The sequence below is a fragment of the Falsiruegeria sp. JB4-1 genome (assembly GCF_055693495.1).
Genome location: NZ_JBVFTZ010000001.1, coordinates 114,086 through 131,944, shown reverse-complemented (window position 1 = coordinate 131,944; position 17,859 = coordinate 114,086). Strand labels below are relative to the sequence as shown.

Genomic DNA, 17,859 nt, shown 5'->3' with positions numbered 1-17,859 from the left:
TCATCGAATTTGTCGTATGCGGAATTCAAAGAAACGAGGCAACGTGAGCAGATGAAACGTCGAGTTTTCGGACTGGGTGCAGTGGCGGCGGTTGGATTGACCGCATGCGGCAGCCGCAGGGACAGCAGATTCCGCTCGTATTACGGGCCCGAGGTCACGTCGATCGTGGTCAACAAAGGTGTGCGTCGCATGTACCTGCTGCACCATCAGGACATCCTGAAGGAATACAAGGTTGATCTGGGGTTTGCCCCATCAGGCGACAAAAAGGTCGAAGGTGACGGCAAGACGCCCGAAGGTACCTATTTGATCGACCGGCGTAATCCAAATAGTCGGTACCACTTGTCGATTGGTATTTCGTACCCGAACGCAAATGATGTTGCTGAAGCCAAAGCCCTTGGTCGCAGACCAGGTGGCGAGATTTTTATTCATGGTCAGCCGAACCTGCTCAAGGAACTCAAGCGCGCCCGGAAAACCAAAGACTGGACCGCAGGCTGCATTGCCGTGAAGAACGATGAAATCGAAGAAATCTACTCGATGGTGCGCGACGGGACGGTCATTTCCCTGCGTGCTTAACCGTTAGGGATTTCGCCAGGGGCCAAAACCAAACATGACATAATCTCGCTGGTAGATGCTGGCAGCTTCTTTCTCAAGTTCTGCATCATAGATGTCGTCCAACGAGTACGGTGTGTCTGCTGGGGCAATCGCAAGTTCTGCTACGTCTTGGTGTCCATACCGTTTTGCCAAATCCGGTAGCAGCTCAGCTATCTCGTCTTCGCGAAAAACGTGATCAGGGACTGCAAAGTCCGACATGCTGGACAGAGCCTGAGCCTGCGTACACCAACCTCCGTCCACGCGGATTGCGGTTTGACCTGCCAAGTTCATGCGTACAAACCCCATGAAGGCCTCAAACGCGGATCGGTGGTCGGACCGCGAATAGCGTGCATCGGGGGCTTCTGGCGGTATGGGCAACTTGTATTGCCTGCGAAGAGTATCGCGAATTTTTCTGTAGCAACCCGGCCCAGTATTCAGAATTCGACGGCAGAACACTTGATGCAAGCGCGCCAAAGGATGACGGAGCACAGTAAACCGCCGATGTCCGTTGGTGCTGCGCATCCATTGCCGCATCTGCTTTTGGTTCATTCCAGTATTTAGGGAGCTGACCGGGACGCCATCCAATGCGGCCATCCAGGATTGCACTTCCTCTTCGGGCCCGCCCCGGATTGGCAGATACAATAGCGGGGTCACGACACCGGCAATGTAGCTGGGCACAGCTGGTCCCCGCCGGGGTTCGAAATTTGGTGTTCTGGTCAGATTGAATCGATCCAGACCACCGAGCGCTTCAGTCATTTCCTCAACATTACTTACTTTTGACGTGACGGGGCTTGGGTTTTGACGTTTGAGGCTTTTGTCCAATCCATCCAAACGCCCTTGAACGCCCAACCATGCCGCGAGGCCGTTCATGACGTCGACGGACTGAAGGTCTTCATACGCAACATAGAAAGGCGCCTGGCCCAATGATTGCAGACTGTTAAGAAGAAAAACTTGAAAGTCCTGCAAAGCTTCGACGTGGCGCAAGAACTCTTCCGGCTCAAACCTGGCTTGAGCCTCCCTGCGTTTTTTGACGTTGGTCAGTTTCCACTGACCGGTCTCTTGAGCAATTTTCCAAGATACATAACTGTCGAGAGGATTTCGTGTCAGGATGATTTTCGCGCATCGAGGATCAGGTAAGGCCAAGTCCAGAATACGCTGATCATGATCATGAAAGAACCGGAACCCCCCAAACAGCCGGAAGCCTCGCGAATGGCGTCTATCAGGCATTTTGGGTCGCTGTCCCGCATAGCCTGTGAAACTTCGAGGATCTCGGTTTTATTGGGATACCCGATGAAGTGCGGGTTGAAGGCTTCACCAAAACATGTGACGTCTGACAGGGCGTTGAGGTTCGTTTCAAGAAAATTGGACCCGGTCCGCATTTCAGCAAACACAATGAAATAGTCAAACTTGGATGACATGCCGTTCTACCGTACCAAATAGGGTTTGCGGTTGGGTTTTGGCATGTTGTTTGGTCCTTGCTCGACTGGAAAGTCACCCATTAGATACGGATGCATTCCCTGGTTTTTCAGGTTTTGAAGAAACTGACCAAAGCCAGTCAGATCAACCATTTTCGGCGCTTCGCTCAAGCGTCGTGGGTTTGACGGCCCGATCTCATCGATGATGGTCTGAATTGGCTCCATCGGGGCTTCGACGAACTCGGCCATGGTCCAAATTCTTACGCGGGCCTTTGTCCATACTGAACGCAAGATTTCCAAGTGGTCACTTTCGACCTTCTGCAACAAGGCCGCTTCCTTTCGGAGATCAGCAAAGTTCCGATTTGATTTGAAAAGAGGAACTGCCCAAGATCCAGTGATAACCGAAATTTGGGCGTTTGGATCACGTGCCACCATCCAGTTGATGTCCTGGTTGTCAGCTGGACCAAACTGAAAACACTGACGCTCGCCCCTTGTATTCCAGATCAGGCTGGTCAAAAACCGGTTCGCGTCATAGTCCCGCAATGCAGCGGTATCACTGAGCGCCCCGTTGATCTGGGTCTGACCCCCGGAAAACTCTGCGCGTTCGGGACCAAACAAATGTCCATGAACGCGTGCGCCGGTGGCTTTTGACAACCACGGCTCAAAATTCTCGAACAGTTCTGTAAAACCCTGGAACATGGAGTAAGGGTTCGACGTCAGCCCGTTTTCATTGCCGTGCCGCGGAAAGCGACTTTGCATATACAGGCCGTCCCTTCCCCTGGTACGGCGCTCAACGGCCTTGGCAAAGATGCGGTCGATTTTACCAGGGTTCGGTTCGGTCTTCTTCATTGCTCCGGCAGAGTCGGTCAAAAATGATTGATACAAACGCTCTGCCCTAGGCCAGATTTTACGTGCAACAAAACAGTCGGATCGGCGGAGCAGTTGCAGGTGGTCATCGTAGAAGATGTGTGGCTTACCCTGAAAATCGAATTTGGACAGAGTCAAAGAGCGGCTCTCGATATTCGAAGAGTATATACGTGCAAGGGTCTGATAATAACTTTCGTCTGGTATCCAGACACGCCGGAAATAGCGATCATAGGCCACGCGTTCAGGGTCATCGAGAATTGCAGACAGGGTCTGTCTGGTCAGGCACCACCATTGGCTGCCCATATGTGGCACGAGCCCTGATGGTATTTTGCGCCTCACTCTCAACGCGCGCTGAATCGCGACGTATCGGTCAAACAGGATTCGGTGTTTTTTCCACGAGAATGGAAACCGCAACGTAAAGCGTTCGTGATCCAGGCCACCAACTGTCCAGGGAACATCTGCTGTTGTTGCGCTTTCAATGAAGTCGGTACGTGGCCGAGCGGCCAAGTAGTCGATCAATTCCTGCACGGGTCGCAAGGGCAAGCAAGATCCCGACGCCAGATAGACATGCCGAACATCGGGGAATTCACTCAACATCAATTCCGATGCGGATTGAGAGGCTGCAACAATCCCCCATGTACCCCATTCGCATCTATGCCGTTTGGAAAACAAGATAAGCGGGTTGTCAGAACAGGCCGCCACAAAGGCGTTGTGGGCCTTGCGTGGGACATTCTTGTCCACGTGCAAAACAACAGGACAGCCCGAGGCCGTCCAGTGGCGAGCCACCTGTTCAGCCCTGTCGAGCGCCGTATGAACAAGCATGACAACACCCACCGTCATGCCCAGTTTCCTTTTGACATCAGGCCCAAAATTTCAAGTTGGCGCCAGTTTATGTATTTCTCAGACCATTTGCACCAAAGCTCGGGTTGGCTGCTCAATTTGTCAGCATAGGCCTTGTATTCCGCGGACCCCGCATAGTGCTGGCGGCGTGTTAGTTCCTCTTCAGCTTTGGCCGTGAAAGTATCTAGAAACTTGGTATGCAGCAAAACACCGCTGGCCTTTTCACCGCCCCACTCGTCATAAACTTGGTTCAGCCCTCGTGGCAGCAAGGCATGGGTGGAGCTGACATAAGCATAGCGTCGGTTCCATTTGACTAAAGGCGTCTTGTTCAAGGCGGGGGACTTCTTGGGTGTGTCGGCAAAGAACATCCGCGCCCGGGGGCCGCCTTGTATCCAAAGATTTCCGTACAAAGGGTTCTTTTTGATAGTGTAGTTGCCGCTGTCGAACCAATTAGCGATTTCTAGTGGGTTCTGCCCTTCTTGATAAGGGATATCTGTGAGTTTGCCCTTTGGATAGACGTCTATCAACATGGCACTGAAGCTGCGGATTAGCGAATTGTCCAACCAATCCGTCAAAGCCTGGATGGGTCGAGTGTCGCAGAACGGGTATACAAAGAACTCGTCCGGATCGACAGTGAGGGTCCAGTGATTGTGGGCATAGGACCGAGCAAGCCAATTCATCCAGTCCACACCAAACGTTGCGCGTTTGTAGCTGGACTGCGTGTGCCAGACTGAAACGTCATGCTGGCCGCTTAGGTAATCCAGTGTTCCGTCGGTACTGTCATTGTCCACGAACAGGAAATGATTCACACCTAATTCTCGGTAGTATCTAAGAAAATATGGCAGACGGATCTTTTCGTTTCGAAACGTACTGATCAGTAAAACGTCGCCAGAACGGATAGCACCGGTGTTGTCCTGTACGGTTTTGAGCTCGTTGGACTTCCACATGCAGCGCAAAAGACGGCGCCGACGCCGCACTCGCATTCGATAAGAATCCCATAGGCTCACGTGTCAACCATTCCATTCAAAGACGCGAGCATAGCCCGGTTGCCGCAAAGAACACTTCTTGTTGGAACCGGACCAACTGTAGTCTTATGTCACCAGTTCTTTCTATGAATCAATGCATTTAGAAACAGTTACGGACGGAATCGCGGATTGTGTCTCTCAAAATCTACGGCCTCTGCTACCGAAACTTTTCTACCAGCCGCCAGAGTTCATCAGGCCGAGCTGCTCAAGTTGCCTCCAACCCTTTAGGCGCAGCGATCTTTCGAGACCATAATTCAGGAGCTGAAGAAATACTGTCATAGTAAGCATCGAATTTATTCGGCGTATGAAAGTGCTGAGCCCGGGATTTCTCGATTGCTGATTTGGAAACAATCTCGGGCAGGAATTTTGTGTGAAGCAATACACCGCAAGGGCGGTCATCTCCTGGCCCATCATAGGTAAAGTTCAACTTTGGTGGCAGTATGGAATGACATGAATTCACGTAGGCATATCTTCGGTTCCACTTGACCAGTGGAATCTTGTTCAACGTGGGGGATTGGCTTGGCGTGTCAGCAAAGAACACGCGTTCACGCATACCACCCTGGGTCCACAAGTTGCCAAGGGGGCGTTGTCTCTGCGAGCGATAAGGCCCGGGGTCAAACCAATCTGTCACGTTCAACGGGTTGGTTCCTGGACGGTAGTCCTGCTGGTCCAATGCCCCCTTTGGATACAGGTCCAGCATCAAGGTGCCAAAGGTCGTCCGACCTTGTTGTTCAAGCCAAGAAGTCAGTTCAGACAAGGGTCGCTTGTCGTGATGTGCATAGACTAGCAATTCGTCGGCATCGACCATCAGCGTCCAATGATTGTGCGCGTATTTACTCTGTAGCCATGTCATCCAATTCAGGCCAAATCTGGCTTCACGATAGCTTTGTTCAGTGCGCCATAGGGATACGTCCTGCTGACCCATAAGGAATTGGTCTGTTCCATCCGTACTGGAGTTGTCGATGACCAGAAAATGCCCAACGCCGAGATCACGATAATAGGACAGGAAATAGGGTAGGCGAGAAATCTCGTTTCTGACCGTCATGACCACAAGAATATCGTCGGGGCCAATTCCCGCCGTGCGATCAGCCAACGCTTTCAGGCCATGTCGGCTTCGAAACGATGACCAGAGCAACCGGCGCCGCTTCCACCTCAAGCGATATGCCTCGGCTATGGATAGCTTGTGCATCTTTGCGGTGACAGGAGTGGACATCAGGTACTTTCGATGTTCTGGGTCCGGATTATTCCAGACCCATTGCGGCCATCATTTCCTCAAGTTTAGGGACGTCCGATGGGTTGTTAAGTTCCCAGAACTGCCGACCGCGTGCTTCGACCTCGACACAAAGGACTTTGTGCCCATTTTCCATGAAGCGAAGTTGCTCTAGCCCTTCAAGCGTTTCAAGCGGTCCACTTTGCCATTTGGGGTAAGCGGCAAGAACGTCCTTGCGATAGGCATAGACTCCCACGTGATGAAACACCGGAGTTGGATCTTCGGATTCATAGGTGACCGAAGTGAAAGGGACGACTTCTTTGGAAAAATACAACGCGCTGTTGTCACGGGCAAAGACAGCGGTCGTTCCGCCAACGCGACCATGTTTTCGGTCATTGAGCAGACTGTTCAACGCGGCGCCATCGCACCGCAGGACAGGTGTTGCGATCCCAGCATTTGGCGCGTTCTTGAGGCCAGTTATGAGGTCCTCGACAAACCAATGCGGCGTCAGCGGCGCGTCACCTTGCAAATTGACAACGATGTCAAAGGCGCCGCCCAATTCCTCATGCGTTTCAGCGCATCTTTCCGTGCCGTTGGCGCATGTTTCCGAGGTCATAACGACGTCGGCCCCGAATGCTTCGGCGGCCTGTCGGATGCGTTCGTCGTCAGTGGCAACAACGACCCGGTCTGCGCCTTTGACTGCCATCGCTGCCCGCCAGGATCGTTCAATCAAGGTCAGGCTTTCCCCTGTGGCGCCAGTAAGGGGGACAAGCGGTTTTCCAGGGTATCTGGTCGACGCATAGCGTGCAGGAATGGCGATCAATACTGACATCAGGCTTCTTTCAATTCTACGCCGGGAGCGTAGGCGATAAAGAATGGATTGGCATATCCGTCTTTTCCGTACTGCAGAGGGGTGTGATCATCAAAACGCACTACTTTTCCACCTGCACCTGCCAGAACAGCATGGCCTGCTGCAGTGTCCCACTCCATCGTGCGACCTACTCGGGGGTAAATGTCGGCTTCTCCGGTGGCAACAAGGCAAAACTTTAGTGAAGAACCTGCGCTCTTGCTGTCTTTGACACTGTATTTGTTGATGTAATCGTCAGTCGCTTGATCACGATGGGATTTCGATGCAACGACCATCAGGGCATCGTTGTCGGCTTGCGATACTGTGATCGCAGACACGTTTCCAGCCGCGTCCTTGTTGAATTCACCAGTTTCTTCGATCGATTGGCCGTCTGCCAGAGTGTAAAACATGCGGCCTTTGGCTGGCGCATAAACGACGCCTCGGGTTGGCACACCGTTTTCGACAAGGGCAATATTCACGGTAAAGTCTCCGCGTCGATGAATGAACTCTTTGGTGCCATCCAATGGGTCCACAATCAAAAACGTATCGCCTTTGGTTGAATGAGAGGCAGCCTGTTCTTCGGTCACCAGCAGCACATCCGGAAATGCTGCTCGCAACCCAGCGGAAATAAGAGCATCTGCGGCTTCGTCGGCTTCGGTCACCGGGCTGTCATCGGATTTTACCTTCACATCGAAATCATCCGAGTTATAGATTTCCATGATCTTGTCGCTCGACCTCGAGGGCCAGTGTGCGGATCACAGGAATAAGTTCGTCGTAAGTCACAAAAATGCTCCGATTTTGTGTTTTGTTGCTAATAGGGCCTGCAGTTCTTATGCTTCGCGGGTAACGGAACGGCAAGAATTCCGTGAAAAATTGTTGAGCAGCGCCATAGGAAAGCGAACAAGTGTATAAATTCAGACAGCACAGAAGCATGCTGAGCGGCGCGTTCACCATGGCTGAGATTATTTATCATGCTGTGGTGCGTAATGTCCGATCTGGCCATGCCAACGCGTTTGTTGCACTGGGCAAGAACATGTTGCAGGTCCTCATGTTCGTTTTCGCGTTCTATCTCTTCTTCGCTTTGCTTGGCACACGTACAGCGGGTCTAAGGGGCGACTTTTTGCTCTACCTGATGTCCGGCATTTTCCTGTTCATGGTTCACATCAAAACGGTTGGTGCCGTAGTTGGTGCTGACGGCGCCAATAGCCCGATGATGAAACATGCGCCAATGAACACGATCATCGCCATTTTGGCAGCAGCGATAGGGTCATTGTATACGCAGCTGTTGTCACTGTTCGTGATCCTGTTCGGATACCATGCTGCTTTCAAGCCTGTTGTGATTGATGATCCCGGTGGCGCATTTGGAATGCTCATGCTGGCTTGGTTTACGGGCGCAGCAGTTGGAATTTTGCTCTATTCGATGAAACCCTGGTTTCCGACCCTGGTTGGGATTCTCAGCACGGTCTGGCAGCGCGCGAACATGATCGCTTCAGGCAAAATGTTTGTTGGGAATGCGCTACCTGCTTTCATGCTGAGTATGTTTGACTGGAACCCCTTGTTTCATTGCATCGACCAGTGCCGAGGATTTGTCTTCAGGAACTACAATCCTCACAATAGTGATTGGCACTATGCTTTGTGGGTCGGGATTGTGTTGATCATGCTCGGTCTCATGGGTGAGTTCTATACGCGTCGACATGTTTCGAGCAGCTGGTACGCGAAGCGATGATACGGTTGATCGCTTTTCTGTTTGCGTTCATTCCGACAGTGGGTTTGGCGGATACATTCCCCGCCTTGTTTCAAGTTTCAGGAGTTGCGGCTGACGATGTCCTGAACGTGCGATCGGAGGCGAACTCTGAGGCGTCAATTGTATCAACTCTTTCGCCAAATGCGCACGATGTCGAAGTAGTTGTGATGTCCCCAGACGGCAGATGGGGGCAAGTAAACGTGGGTGAAACTGCGGGTTGGGTTTCAATGAAGTTTCTGACGCCGCAAGACCTCGATTCCAACTATGCGTTTACTCGAGAAATGACATGTTTTGGAACTGAACCTTTCTGGACATTGAAGATCAGCGAAGGTGCCCACGCCGAGTTTTCAGGGCAAGACATCCAGCCAGAAGTTTTCCCGGCCGGAGAATTTTTCGCGGAAGAGGGCGATTGGACCGTCACATGATTGACTTTGGTTCGAACGGTGTTGCGGCTATACGGAATCAAATTTGCTCGGATGGAATGTCTGACAGAGTGTTTGGTTTGGACATAGATTTCCTTCGCACGGACAGCACGCTCTTTTCGGGTTGTTGCAGTTTGCTGTCGGATTAACTGACACATGCCAAACAGTTGACACCAAGTTTTGGTGGTTGCGGGTGTTCTTCTTTTGAATTCTTGAACCAGAGAGCCGTGGTGTCAGAACATTGTATTTCCATAAGAAATTCGCTTCTGGCCCCGGGAGCCGACCCAGTGCAATTAAGGCAGTTAAGGTTTCTCTAATTGGAACCAAGAGAGACTCTTCTTTTTCGACCTCTCTCGGCGTGGCAGGGATCGCTTGTCACACCAAGAAAGGCACGGACAAATGGTAGAGTATGTCGATACCCTCGTTGTGGGCGCCGGGCAGGCCGGGATCGCGATGAGTGAGCACTTAAAGCGTAACTCCATCTCGCATTTGGTACTGGAAAAACACCGTGTAGCAGAAGCATGGCGTTCGCGCAGATGGGATTCGCTGGTTGCCAACGGGCCGGCTTGGCACGACCGGTTCCCGAATCTCCACTTTACCACCTCCGGTCCAGAAGCCTTTCCCCCGAAGGAAGAGGTCGCAGACTACTTAAACACGTATGCGAAAATGATTGAGGCTCCAATTCGGACCGGGGTGGAGGTCATCTCGATGAAGCGTAACGAGGGGCGCGCGGGATTTATCGTTGAAACCTCGGACGGAGAGATCGAGGCAAATTCGGTCATCGCGGCAACTGGTGCTTTCCAGCACGCGGTAATCCCCCCACTGGTGCCGGAAGGCGCAGGCCTAACGCAGATGCACTCCTCGAATTATCGCAACCCAAACGATTTGCCCGAAGGCGCGGTTCTGGTTGTGGGGGCGGGGTCTTCTGGCGGTCAGATCGCGGATGAATTGCAGCGCGCAGGGCGCAAAACCTATCTGTGTGTTGGTCCCCACGACCGCCCTCCACGGGCATACCGCGATCGCGACTATTGCTGGTGGCTGGGCGTTTTGGGGCTGTGGGACATTCCCGCCAAAGAGCCGGGTACCGAGCATGTCACCATATCCGTGAGCGGCGCGCAGGGTGGCAAGACGGTCGACTTCCGCCGGTTGGCGCATGATGGCATGACATTGCTTGGACGCGCGAGCGGGTTTGCTGACGGCAAGTTGCTGATCGATGCGGATCTGCAGGACAACATTGCAGCAGGCGATGCCAACTACATCGACATGTTGGATCAGGCTGATGCCTATGCCGAAAAGATGGGCCTGGATCTGCCGCTAGAACCTGAGGCTCGTATCATGCTGCCCGACCCTGAATGCCTTTCCAATCCGCTTCGTACACTGGACCTGGAGGCCGCGGGAATCACTACGATCATCTGGGCCACAGGTTTTCGCCAGGATTTCAGCTGGATGAAGGTTGACGCTTTTGACGACACAGGTGCACCCGTTCATCAGCGTGGCGTCTCTTCAGAGCCAGGCATCTATTTTCTTGGCCTTCCGTGGCAGTCGCGGCGCGGATCGACGTTCATTTGGGGTGTCTGGCACGACGCCGCCTATGTCGCAGATCAGATAGCCATCCAGAAAAACTATCGCGATTATTCCCCTGAAACCGCCCCCGCAGCTGCCGCCGAATGACGCGCCACGAGAGGAGAATTGAGATGACTGTCTTTGACCCAATCGAAAACCCCGTCGACGCGTTGCGAAAGAATGTGTCAGCGCCTTTTGATCAAGCCCGGGCCATGCCCCCATCGGTCTACTATACTGACGAATTCCTGGCCGAAGAGATGGAGCACATCTTTAAGAAAGACTGGTTCTGCGTTGGACGCGCCAGCTCGCTAGCCGAGGTTGGGGACTACGTCACCTGTGAACTTGCCGATCAGCCCATCATCGTATTGCGGGACAAGGATGGCGAACTGCGCGCCTATTCCAATGTCTGCCGTCATCGGATGTCGACACTTCTGCACGGGCGCGGCAAAACCAAGTCGATCGTCTGTCCCTATCACGCTTGGACTTACAACCTGGATGGTTCGCTACGCGGTGCGCCCGCGATGAATGGGAACAAGGCGTTCTGCAAGGACGATTATTCATTGCCAAACATCGCCTGTCAGGAATGGCTGGGTTGGGTTTTTGTCACTCTGAACCCTGATGCGCAGCCGGTGGCCGAGCAGCTCAGCGAAGTTGAGGAGTTGGTCAAAGGCTATGACATGACCAACTACACCGAGACCTTTTTTGAAGAGCATCTGTGGGACACCAATTGGAAGGTGTTGGCCGAGAACTTCATGGAAAGCTACCATCTGCCGGTTTGTCACGCGGGCACCATCGGTGGGTTGTCGCGGTTGGATGAGATGATTTGCCCGCCGGGTCGCCGCGCGTTCAACTATCATACCATTCTAAAGGATGAGACGCTGCGCATCGCCATGGCGCATCCCAGCAACGACCGTCTTAAGGGGGATGAGCGACGCACGACTTTTCTGCTTGCGATCTATCCTAGTCTGCTGATCACTCTCACACCGGGATACTTCTGGTACCTGAGCCTGCATCCAAAAGGACCGTCACAAGTTCAGATCCGATTTGGCGGCGGCATGTCGGACGACTATGCCGATGATGCAGAAGCACAGCAGAACCTGATCGAATTGAAGACGCTTTTGGACGAGGTGAATGTCGAGGATCGCGGCTGCACCGAAAAGGTTTATCGCGGTTTGTGTGCGGATGGTGCCGAACCCGGTCATCTGTCGCATCTGGAGCGTCCGAATTTCGACTTTGCGCAATACCTGATGAGCCGAGTCGATCCAAGTTTTGAACCAAAGATCGCAAATTCAGATGCCAAGGAGGGGGCCTGAAGATGTACAGCGAACTAAGCAAACAGTTGCAGGAACTTGCGGCCCTGCCAGCAGACCGCCCAATGTGTATGCCTGGCGCCTTTTATAGTGATCCTGCACAATTTCAACATGAGGCCGCGACAGTCTTGCGTCGTGGCTGGCATTGCCTGGGCCGAGTGGACGAAGTGCCGGAACCCGGCGATTACTTTGCCACCCAATTGCTCAACGAACCGCTGATAGTAGTGCGTCAATCCAACAACGAGGTCGCAGTGCTGGCCAACGTCTGCCGTCATCGCGGCATGCCCTTGGCCGAAGGGCGCGGACAAACCAAGCGCTTCGTCTGTTCTTATCATGCCTGGGCTTACGATCTGGATGGTGCTCTGATGCGCGCCGCGCGGATGAAGAACGCGGGATTCGATGCCAAGAAATGTGGTTTGCACCGGCACAATGTTCATGTCTGGAATGGCTTTGTTTACGTCAATCTGGACGCTGATGCGGCGCCTTTTGAGTACCCCGAACTTGATGCATTGCTAGACCCATATGACAGCGAAAGTTTCCGTTTGGTGCACGTCGCTGAAGAGGTCTGGAATACCAACTGGAAGTGTCTCGTTGAAAATTTCATGGAGGGGTACCACCTATCGGTCGTTCACCCCGAAACCCTTCACGGCTATACGCCTACTGGTTTGGCGCGCAAGCTGCTAGGGGGGATGGATTCACCTCTTACGCAGCCAATTATCCCAAGGATGTCCCGTCTCGCGGATATGGTGCGCCTGGCCTGTCCGAGGATGAACGCCTGCGCTCAACACTGTTCTCGATTTTCCCGACCCAAGTGGCCAGTCAGGCCGCAAGCTTACTTGTGTCGATCAGTATCTTTCCCCTCAATGCGGGTCAGATCCGGGTGAAGTGGACGATGTCGGCCTATGGGGATGATCTGGACGAAGAAACCATCACCAACCGCATCGCTCTTTGGGAAAACGTGAATCGCGAAGACCGCGAAAAGCTTGAGCGGATGCAGATTGCCCTAAACTCAGCTCATGCGTTGGCTGGACCATTGGCCGAAGATAATTACGAAGGCACAATCCGCGATTTTCAATTGTGGTTAGCCAAACAAGATCGCGCGCAATGCGTCGCCTAACAAGGAAAACAGATGTCTCACACGCGCATCCGCAAGTTCAACACGTCGGACACGTACCCCGAGCAGAACCTGGACAACGACCTGTGTCAGGCCGTTGTCATCCAGGGCGGCAAGACCGTTTATCTGCGGGGTCAGTGCCCGCAGAACCTGGACGATGCGGTCAACATCGACAGCCATGACCCTGTCGAGCAGACCCACAAGGTGATGCAGAATATCCGCCAACTGATTGAAGAGTGCGGCGGCGACATGAGCCATCTGGTCAAGGTCGTCGTCTACATCACCGACGTGCGCCACCGCGAGGCGGTGTACCGGACCATGGGCGAATACATCAAAGGCGTGCACCCGGTGTCCACGGGTCTGGTGGTGCAGGCCCTGGCGCGCCCTGATTGGCTGGTCGAGATCGACGGAACTGCAGTGATTCCCGATTGATCGGCACGGCCGATCACTTGGGCCGGGCGTCGCGCTCCTCTCCCCTTTGTCGGGGTCCGGCCCAAGACTTCCCTTGATAGGAGATATTCATGACCTTTTCTCTGGTGGCGCGCTGCGCGGATGCGGGCATGTTTGGCATTGCAATCTCGTCTTCGTCTCCGGCGGTTGCGGCACGCTGTGCGTTTGCGCGCGCCGGGGTCGGAGCAGTTGCCTCACAGAATGTGACTGACCCGGCGCTTGGCCCATTGGCCTTGGACCTGATGGAGGGCGGCGCTACTGCGGCCGAGGCCATCGCGAGCGTTCAGCAGCAGGGCCGGTTCATCGAATACCGCCAGGTGCTTGCCGTCGACAAGGCGGGCAACACGGCAATCCATTCGGGGCCGAATTCTCTGGGCATCTGGACGCAGGCGCGGGGGCGCGACGTGGCTTCGGGCGGCAACCTTTTGGCCAATGACGGCATCTGCCAGGCCATCGTCGACGGGTTCGAAGGCACCACGGGTCATCTGGGCGACAGGTTGATTGCAGCCATGCGCGCAGGCCTGGCTGCGGGCGGCGAGGCAGGTCCGATCCATTCGGCGGGGATGAAGATCGTGGACCAGGTCAGCTGGCCGGTCGCGGATCTGCGCTGTGACTGGACCGAGGACTGCCCCATCGAGAACATTGCGACGGCCTGGGACATCTACAAACCGCAACTCGACGCCTACATCCAACGCGCTTTGGACCCACGCGAAGCACCCTCCTACGGCGTCCCAGGCGACGATTGAAGACAAGGAAAGTAATCTGGACGACGCAGCGCGCATGCTTCACGATGTGAAGGTCTATTGAAGGCCAAAAAATGCCCACCCGATTCACCTTGCGCCAGCTGGAGTACTTCGTCGCCGCCGGAGAGTGTGGAAGCATTGCTGCTGCCAGCAAACGACTCAACGTGTCTTCTCCTTCGATTTCCACTGCGATCACTCAGCTGGAAACCGAACTTGGGGTGCAGTTGTTTGTACGGCAAAGAGCGCATGGTCTGAAGTTCACCGAGGTGGGGCGCAATCTTTCACTGCAGGCACTCAAGGTGCTGGATGAAGCGACCGAAATTACGCGTTTGGCAGGTGCCGCTTCGACGACTGTCCAGGGGCCTTTGAGGCTTGGCTGCCTGGTTTCCTTTGCTCAGATTGTCGTGTCTGGGTTACGCCGCAGTTTTGAGGCGCAGTATCAGGACGTACAGACCGCGCAGTTTGAGATGACCCAGGTCGAGATTTTTGCCGCCCTCCGCCGCGCCGAGATTGATCTGGCATTAACGTATGACATGAACGTGCCTCGGGATCTGGAGTTTCAGGCGATCAAAGACCTGCCGCCCTATGTATTTGTGGCACCCGATCACCCGCTTGCAGATTATGAGGTGCTTACGATCCCAGAGCTGGCGGATTATCCAATGGTGCTGCTCGATCTGCCGATCAGTTCGGAGTATTTTATGTCGTTCTTTACACAGAACGGCTTGCGTCCGGTGATAAGTGAGAGAACCCGGGACATGGCGGTGATGCGCAGCCTTGTTGCCAACGGTTACGGCTATTCAATTGCCAATTTCCGACCGCTGAATGACTTGGCGCCGGATGGGCGTCGATTGAAGTTCATTCCACTCGTGGGCGACGTGACTCCGATCACGATGGGGGTGCTTGGGCCGCCGGGCTCCGCAGTCAGCAGCACTTGCGCGGCTTTTATCGCGCATTGCCGTGCTGAATTGGTCGACATTTGAGTTCAAGTCACAACCCGCAGCGTCAAGTTGATCCGACCGCCTTTTGGCAGCAAGCGCGAGGATTTGAACCGGATGCGGTCGACGCCGTGATAGTTGAGCCGGGCTTCGCCACCCATCACAACAACATCGCCTGAACTCAGCCATGTGGATTCAGTTTTGCCACCTCGGATGGGATTGCCCATTCGAAACAGCGCGTCGTCACCCAATGACACTGAAACAACCGGCCACGAGAAATCGGACTCGTCCTTGTCTTGATGAAGCCCCATCTTTGAGCCCTCGCTGTAGTAATTTATCAGGCAGCTGTCAGGCAGACGGTCGAGTTTCGTAGTGTCGCGCCAGATCGACAGAATCGAATCCGGTATGGCGGGCCAAGGGCGACCGTCCGGATGATTGGATTCATAGCGATAGCCAGATGTGTCAGAAATCCAGCCACAGGACCCTGCCGATGTCATACGTACCGACATTTTTTTGCCGGACGCAGTGGTCGGATTGAACAACGGGACCGACTTTAGGATCGGGCGCAAATCATCGATCAGTGCAGTTTGGGCCTTGGAATCCAGATGGGATTTCCATACCTCGAACCCCCGTATCAAAAGCCGTGCCACCCGTCGTTCCCCATTCGTTAGCGAAACCTTTTCAAAAAAGGTCCAAGAATCCAGAAAACCTGCAATTCACAGTGCTTGCAGGCCCGTTCACGCGACCTTATATACGCCGGGACGCGCGATGGTGTAGGGCCATTCGCGCAAACGGATCGAGGCCGGGATGCCGTTACGGGTTCAAGCCTCGGGTAATCGCCTTGAAGAGAAAAGGGATCGAACATGAGTAAAGTTATTGGGATCGACCTGGGTACCACAAACAGCTGCGTTGCCATCATGGATGGTTCGCAACCCCGGGTTATCGAAAACGCAGAAGGGGCGCGGACCACGCCCTCGATCGTCGCCTTCACTGATGAAGAGCGTCTGGTCGGTCAGCCGGCGAAACGCCAGGCGGTCACCAACCCTGACAACACCGTCTTCGGCGTCAAGCGCCTGATCGGCCGTCGGTTCGACGACGAGCATCTGGCAAAGGACAAGAAGAACCTGCCGTTCAACGTGGTGAACGGTGGCAACGGTGACGCATGGGTTGAAGCCAAGGGCGAGAAATATTCACCGTCGCAAATCTCGGCCTTCACGCTGGGCAAGATGAAAGAAACCGCCGAGAGCTATCTGGGCGAAGAGGTCACGCAGGCCGTCATCACCGTTCCCGCGTATTTTAATGACGCTCAGCGTCAGGCCACCAAAGATGCAGGCAAGATCGCCGGTCTCGAAGTGCTGCGTATCATCAACGAACCAACCGCGGCTGCTCTGGCCTATGGTCTGGACAAGGAAGAAACCCAAACCATCGCGGTCTATGACCTTGGTGGCGGTACCTTCGACGTTACCATCCTGGAAATCGACGATGGTCTGTTCGAAGTGAAATCGACCAACGGTGACACTTTCTTGGGTGGTGAAGACTTTGACATGCGCATCGTCAACTACCTGGCGGGCGAGTTCAAGAAAGAGCACAACGTTGATCTGACCAAAGACAAGATGGCCCTGCAGCGTCTGAAAGAAGCTGCTGAAAAAGCCAAGATCGAGCTGTCCTCGGCCAACCAGACCGAAATCAACCAGCCGTTCATCTCGATGGACCCGTCCTCGGGAACGCCGCTGCACATGGTCATCAAACTGACCCGCGCCAAGCTTGAACAACTGGTTGGCGATCTGATCAAGGCGTCGATCAAGCCGTGCCAGGCCGCTCTGAAAGACGCAGGTCTGTCGGCTGGTGACGTGGACGAGGTTGTTCTGGTCGGTGGTATGACCCGGATGCCGAAGGTGATCGAAGAGGTCACCAAGTTCTTCGGTAAAGAGCCGCACAAGGGTGTGAACCCTGATGAGGTTGTTGCCATGGGCGCCGCCATTCAGGCCGGTGTTCTGCAGGGCGACGTCAAAGACGTGGTTCTGCTGGACGTGACCCCGCTGTCGCTGGGCATCGAAACCCTGGGTGGCGTGTTCACCCGTCTGATCGACCGCAACACCACCATCCCGACGAAGAAGAGCCAGATCTTCTCGACCGCCGAAGACAACCAGAACGCCGTAACCATCCGCGTGTTCCAGGGTGAGCGTGAAATGGCGGCCGACAACAAGATCCTCGGCCAGTTCAACCTCGAAGATATCCCGCCCGCACCGCGCGGCATGCCGCAAATCGAAGTGACCTTTGACATCGACGCCAACGGCATCGTGTCGGTTGGCGCTTCGGACAAAGGCACGGGTAAAGAGCAGAAGATCACGATCCAAGCTTCGGGCGGTCTGTCGGATGATGACATCGAAAAGATGGTCAAGGACGCGGAAGAGAACGCCGAGGCGGACAAGGAACGCCGCGAGCTGATCGAAGCCAAAAACCAGGCCGAAAGCCTCATCCACTCGACCGAGAAGTCGGTGGAAGAGCATTCGGACAAAGTTGACCCGACCACGGTCGAAGCCATCGAGCTGGCGATTGCCGCTCTGAAGGACGAGATCGAGACCGACAACGCCGAAAAGATCAAATCGGGCATCCAGAACGTGACCGAAGCGGCCATGAAACTGGGCGAAGCGATCTACAAGGCGAGTCAGGACGAAGCAGACGACGAACCGGCAGCTGCGGATGCAGGCCCTGTCGATGACGACATCGTCGACGCCGAGTTCGAAGATCTGGATGACGACAAGCGCAAGTAACGCTCAACC

General features: G+C 54.4%; 14 protein-coding genes and 3 pseudogenes. 10 read left to right on the top strand and 7 right to left on the bottom strand.

The annotated features are described in order from the left end of the window. Positions 1–51: 51 nt before the first annotated feature. Entirely contained in the window at positions 52–573 is a 522-nt protein-coding gene (locus ACZ1HE_RS00690; protein WP_472619137.1) for a L,D-transpeptidase family protein, read from the top strand. A 3-nt stretch (positions 574–576) separates the two neighbouring features. On the opposite strand, the pseudogene ACZ1HE_RS00685 reads toward ACZ1HE_RS00690, so the two are convergent. The 6 genes and pseudogenes from ACZ1HE_RS00685 to cysQ all read right to left on the bottom strand — a co-directional run bounded on the left by ACZ1HE_RS00685 (position 577) and on the right by cysQ (position 7,578). Continuing rightward, a pseudogene (locus ACZ1HE_RS00685) lies at positions 577–2,009 on the bottom strand (nodulation protein NodH). A gap of 6 nt (positions 2,010–2,015) precedes the next feature. After that, complete coding sequence (locus tag ACZ1HE_RS00680) at positions 2,016–3,713, bottom strand: DUF5927 domain-containing protein (protein ID WP_472619136.1); 1,698 nt, start codon at positions 3,711–3,713, stop codon at positions 2,016–2,018. Further along, complete coding sequence (locus ACZ1HE_RS00675) at positions 3,710–4,696, bottom strand: glycosyltransferase family 2 protein (protein ID WP_472619135.1); 987 nt, start codon at positions 4,694–4,696, stop codon at positions 3,710–3,712. The genes ACZ1HE_RS00680 and ACZ1HE_RS00675 overlap by 4 nt, the downstream gene beginning before the upstream one ends. A gap of 247 nt (positions 4,697–4,943) precedes the next feature. Continuing rightward, positions 4,944–5,951 carry a glycosyltransferase family 2 protein gene (locus ACZ1HE_RS00670; protein ID WP_472619134.1) on the bottom strand — a complete coding sequence of 336 codons (1,008 nt, stop codon included), beginning with the start codon at positions 5,949–5,951 and terminating at the stop codon, positions 4,944–4,946. A gap of 28 nt (positions 5,952–5,979) precedes the next feature. Further along, positions 5,980–6,780 carry a 3-deoxy-manno-octulosonate cytidylyltransferase family protein gene (locus tag ACZ1HE_RS00665; protein ID WP_472619133.1) on the bottom strand — a complete coding sequence of 267 codons (801 nt, stop codon included), beginning with the start codon at positions 6,778–6,780 and terminating at the stop codon, positions 5,980–5,982. Beyond that, positions 6,780–7,578 (bottom strand): annotated as a pseudogene (gene cysQ / locus ACZ1HE_RS00660) (3'(2'),5'-bisphosphate nucleotidase CysQ). The gene ACZ1HE_RS00665 and the pseudogene cysQ overlap by 1 nt, the downstream one beginning before the upstream one ends. Positions 7,579–7,699: 121 nt before the next feature. Here cysQ and ACZ1HE_RS00655 point away from each other — a divergent pair. The 8 genes and pseudogenes from ACZ1HE_RS00655 to ACZ1HE_RS00620 all read left to right on the top strand — a co-directional run bounded on the left by ACZ1HE_RS00655 (position 7,700) and on the right by ACZ1HE_RS00620 (position 15,121). Then, positions 7,700–8,521: an ABC transporter permease gene (locus tag ACZ1HE_RS00655; RefSeq protein ID WP_472619132.1), complete on the top strand. Its 822-nt coding sequence runs from the start codon at positions 7,700–7,702 to the stop codon at positions 8,519–8,521. Continuing rightward, the gene (locus ACZ1HE_RS00650) at positions 8,518–8,964 is read left to right on the top strand and encodes an SH3 domain-containing protein (protein WP_472619131.1); all 447 of its coding nucleotides are present in this window, start codon (positions 8,518–8,520) and stop codon (positions 8,962–8,964) included. Before ACZ1HE_RS00655 ends, ACZ1HE_RS00650 begins: the two co-directional genes overlap by 4 nt. Positions 8,965–9,360: 396 nt before the next feature. After that, positions 9,361–10,632: a flavin-containing monooxygenase gene (locus ACZ1HE_RS00645; protein ID WP_472619130.1), complete on the top strand. Its 1,272-nt coding sequence runs from the start codon at positions 9,361–9,363 to the stop codon at positions 10,630–10,632. Positions 10,633–10,655: 23 nt separating this feature from the next. Continuing rightward, positions 10,656–11,837, top strand: coding sequence for an aromatic ring-hydroxylating oxygenase subunit alpha (locus ACZ1HE_RS00640; protein ID WP_472619129.1), 1,182 nt, complete (start codon positions 10,656–10,658; stop codon positions 11,835–11,837). Positions 11,838–11,839: 2 nt separating this feature from the next. Then, positions 11,840–12,951, top strand: a pseudogene (locus tag ACZ1HE_RS00635) (aromatic ring-hydroxylating oxygenase subunit alpha). A 12-nt stretch (positions 12,952–12,963) separates the two neighbouring features. After that, positions 12,964–13,380: a RidA family protein gene (locus ACZ1HE_RS00630; RefSeq protein WP_472619128.1), complete on the top strand. Its 417-nt coding sequence runs from the start codon at positions 12,964–12,966 to the stop codon at positions 13,378–13,380. A gap of 89 nt (positions 13,381–13,469) precedes the next feature. After that, entirely contained in the window at positions 13,470–14,144 is a 675-nt protein-coding gene (locus ACZ1HE_RS00625; RefSeq protein WP_472619127.1) for a DUF1028 domain-containing protein, read from the top strand. Between the two features lie 71 nt (positions 14,145–14,215). Then, positions 14,216–15,121 (top strand): LysR family transcriptional regulator, encoded by a 906-nt coding sequence (locus ACZ1HE_RS00620; protein ID WP_472619126.1) that lies wholly within the window; start codon positions 14,216–14,218, stop codon positions 15,119–15,121. Between the two features lie 2 nt (positions 15,122–15,123). Here ACZ1HE_RS00620 and ACZ1HE_RS00615 read toward each other — a convergent pair whose 3' ends face one another. After that, positions 15,124–15,726, bottom strand: a complete 603-nt coding sequence (locus ACZ1HE_RS00615) for an alpha-ketoglutarate-dependent dioxygenase AlkB family protein (RefSeq protein ID WP_472619125.1) — start codon at positions 15,724–15,726, stop codon at positions 15,124–15,126. A 213-nt stretch (positions 15,727–15,939) separates the two neighbouring features. On the opposite strand from ACZ1HE_RS00615, the gene dnaK reads away from it, so the two are divergent. Continuing rightward, a complete protein-coding gene (gene dnaK / locus ACZ1HE_RS00610; RefSeq protein ID WP_472619124.1) occupies positions 15,940–17,850 on the top strand; it encodes a molecular chaperone DnaK in 1,911 nt (636 codons plus the stop codon). Positions 17,851–17,859: the final 9 nt, after the last annotated feature.

Excerpts from the sequence above, each read along its gene's own strand:
- ACZ1HE_RS00690 (WP_472619137.1), top strand. The coding sequence starts at position 52 with ATGAAACGTCGAGTTTTCGGACTGGGTGCAGTGGCGGCGGTTGGATTG.
- ACZ1HE_RS00680 (WP_472619136.1), bottom strand. The coding sequence starts at position 3,713 with ATGACGGTGGGTGTTGTCATGCTTGTTCATACGGCGCTCGACAGGGCT.
- ACZ1HE_RS00675 (WP_472619135.1), bottom strand. The coding sequence starts at position 4,696 with ATGCGAGTGCGGCGTCGGCGCCGTCTTTTGCGCTGCATGTGGAAGTCC.
- ACZ1HE_RS00670 (WP_472619134.1), bottom strand. The coding sequence starts at position 5,951 with ATGTCCACTCCTGTCACCGCAAAGATGCACAAGCTATCCATAGCCGAG.
- ACZ1HE_RS00665 (WP_472619133.1), bottom strand. The coding sequence starts at position 6,780 with ATGTCAGTATTGATCGCCATTCCTGCACGCTATGCGTCGACCAGATAC.
- ACZ1HE_RS00650 (WP_472619131.1), top strand. The coding sequence starts at position 8,518 with ATGATACGGTTGATCGCTTTTCTGTTTGCGTTCATTCCGACAGTGGGT.
- ACZ1HE_RS00645 (WP_472619130.1), top strand. The coding sequence starts at position 9,361 with ATGGTAGAGTATGTCGATACCCTCGTTGTGGGCGCCGGGCAGGCCGGG.
- ACZ1HE_RS00640 (WP_472619129.1), top strand. The coding sequence starts at position 10,656 with ATGACTGTCTTTGACCCAATCGAAAACCCCGTCGACGCGTTGCGAAAG.
- ACZ1HE_RS00630 (WP_472619128.1), top strand. The coding sequence starts at position 12,964 with ATGTCTCACACGCGCATCCGCAAGTTCAACACGTCGGACACGTACCCC.
- ACZ1HE_RS00625 (WP_472619127.1), top strand. The coding sequence starts at position 13,470 with ATGACCTTTTCTCTGGTGGCGCGCTGCGCGGATGCGGGCATGTTTGGC.
- ACZ1HE_RS00620 (WP_472619126.1), top strand. The coding sequence starts at position 14,216 with ATGCCCACCCGATTCACCTTGCGCCAGCTGGAGTACTTCGTCGCCGCC.
- dnaK (WP_472619124.1), top strand. The coding sequence starts at position 15,940 with ATGAGTAAAGTTATTGGGATCGACCTGGGTACCACAAACAGCTGCGTT.